This window comes from Pseudarthrobacter sp. CCNWLW217 (assembly GCF_037203985.1).
Classification (GTDB): Bacteria; Actinomycetota; Actinomycetes; order Actinomycetales; family Micrococcaceae; genus Arthrobacter.
Window position 1 is genome coordinate 1 of record NZ_JBBCBT010000043.1, and the last position, 2,600, is coordinate 2,600.

At 63.1% G+C, this 2,600-nt stretch carries 3 protein-coding genes; all 3 read left to right on the forward strand.

Annotation, left to right across the window (positions count from 1 at the left end; genetic code table 11):
- Window positions 1-716 (forward strand): amino acid ABC transporter permease (locus tag V9L18_RS21925; protein ID WP_337349256.1); only part of this gene is annotated, 716 nt, incomplete at its 5' end.
- Window positions 713-1,480, forward strand: a complete 768-nt coding sequence (locus tag V9L18_RS21930) for an amino acid ABC transporter ATP-binding protein (protein ID WP_337349257.1) — start codon at window positions 713-715, stop codon at window positions 1,478-1,480. The genes V9L18_RS21925 and V9L18_RS21930, both read left to right, overlap by 4 nt.
- Before the next feature lie 2 nt (window positions 1,481-1,482).
- The coding region (locus V9L18_RS21935) for an FAD-dependent oxidoreductase (protein WP_337349258.1) at window positions 1,483-2,600 on the forward strand (1,118 nt) is incomplete at its 3' end.

Here is a 2,600-nt window from a genome sequence, read left to right on the forward strand (position 1 = left end):
TGATGCTCACGATCTTCCTCACGGTGGCCAGCATGACCCTGGGAACGCTCCTGGGGCTGGGCCTGGCGATCATGCGCTCCTCTCACGTGAAGCCGATTTCCATCGCTGCAGGGCTCTACATCACCCTTTTCCGGGGCACTCCGGTGCTGGTGCAGTTGATCTTCTGGTTCAACATCTCCGCGCTCTACCCGAACCTGTCCATCGGGATCCCGTTCACGGACATCGGCACCGCGATCGACACAAACGCCCTGATGGGGCCGATCACGGCAGCCTTGGTCGGCCTGACGCTCAATGAGGCCGCCTATATGGCCGAGATCATCCGGGGCGGGTTCTCCGCCGTCGGCAAGGGCCAGATCGAGGCAGCCGACTCCCTGGGCATGAGCGGGTCAATAAAGATGCGCAAGGTCATCATCCCCCAGGCGATGCCCTCGATCATCCCGGCAACCGGCAACCAGGTGATCGGCATGTTCAAGGGAACCTCCCTGGTCAGCGTCCTCGGCGTTGCCGAACTGCTCCAAAGCGCCCAGCTCATCTACGCCCGGACCTACGAGACCATCCCGCTGCTGCTCGTCGCCAGCCTCTGGTACCTCGTCATGACCCTGCTGCTGAGCTACCCGCAATCCAAGCTCGAACAAAAATACTCACGTTCAACCTCCCGGCTCCCCCGGAAGGCCAAACCCGTTGTGCTGACAGACCCGGAAGGTATCGCCCGATGAGCAACGACGGCACCATACTCGCCCAGAAAATCCGCAAATCCTTCGGACCCAAAACAGTCCTCAAAGACATCGACCTCGAGATCGCCAGCGGAGAGATCTGCTGCATCATCGGCCCGTCCGGCTCCGGCAAATCCACCGTCCTGCGCTGCATCAACGGCCTGGAAACAGTGGACACCGGAGTCCTGAAAGTCAACGGCGAAGACTTCGGCTACTACGAAACCGACACCGCCTACCACGCCCTGCCCCCCAAAAAACTCGCCGAACAGCGCACCCGGGTGGGCATGGTCTTCCAATCCTTCAACCTCTTCCCCAACATGACCGCCCACGAGAACATCATGTCCGGACCCGTCCTGGTCAAAAAGGCGGACAAGAAAGAGTCAGCCAAACGCGCCCACGAACTGCTCGCCAGCGTCGGCCTCGCCGGATTCGGAGACTACTACCCGGTCCAACTCTCCGGCGGACAACAACAACGCGTCGCGATCGCCCGGTCCCTCGCCATGGACCCCGAAATCATGCTCTTCGACGAACCCACCTCCGCCCTGGACCCCGAAAAAGTCGGCGAAGTCCTCGCCGTCATGAAACAACTCGCCAAAAAAGGCATGACCATGGTCGTCGTCACCCACGAAATGGGCTTCGCCCGCGAAGTCGCCGACTCCCTGATCTTCATGGACGACGGCTACATCGTCGAACGCGGCGACGCCCGCGAAGTCCTGGCCAACCCCAAGGAAGCCCGCACCCAGGCCTTCCTCGAACAGGTCCTCTAACCATGGACGGAAAACTCGCCGTCATCGGCCTGGGCAGCATCGGATCCATGGCCCTCTGGCAAGCCTCCCGCCTCACCGACTCCGTCACCGGCTTCGAAGCACACACCCCCGCCCACGCCCGCAGCGCCGTCGGCGGCGACACCCGGCTCTTCCGCATGCTCTACCGCGGCAACCCCAACCTCTACCCCATCCTGGAACGCTCCCGGGATCTCTGGGCCGAACTCGAAGCCGAAACCGGCCAGCACATCCTCACCCGCTGCGGCGGACTCTCCATCGGCACCCAAAACGGCCCCTACCTCACAGCCCTGCTCGAAACCACGAGGACCAACCACGCCGACCACCACATCCTCAACCACCAGGAAATGGCCGAACGCTACCCCCAACACAACCTCCGCCCCGACGACATCGCCGTCTACGACCCCCACGCCGGCGCCCTGCGCACCGACCGCGCCGTCACCGCCGCCATCACCGCAGCCCAAACCAACGGCGCAACCATCCACACCAACACCCCCATCAACACCATCACCGAAACCCCCGACGGCGTCCTCATCACCTCCGGCAACAAAACCTGGACCTTCGAAAACGCCATCATCGCCTCCGGCGGCTGGTCCCAACGCCTCATGCCCGACTACCTGAAGGCGGCAACCCAGACCAAACGGTGCTTCCTCTCCTGGTTCGTCGCCAAAGACGCATCGGAATTCTCGCCGAAGAAGTTCCCCGTCTTTATCCGGATTTCCGGGGACCGCTCCATGTATGGGGCACCCGCCGTGGACGGCGCCACAGTCAAGGCAACCCTTGACGGCCGGGGAGCGCCAACCCCGGACCCCAACGCCGTGCCCAGGGACCTCAGCGCAGCTGAAATCTCAGAAACCACCGAAACTGTCACCGAGTTCTTCCCCGGACTGTTCCCCACCATCGTCCGCTCAGACGCCTTCCCGGACCTCTTCACCACAGACGGCAACCCCCTGCTCGGCCGGTTCCACGAAGGAAGCAGAATCTACTGCGCCACCGGCTTCTCAGGCGGCGGCTTCAAAAACGCCACCGGCTACGGCGAAATCGCCGCCAACGAAGCCCTCGGCAAGCGCACCTTCGACAGCCTCAACTTCGCGCGCCCCCAACG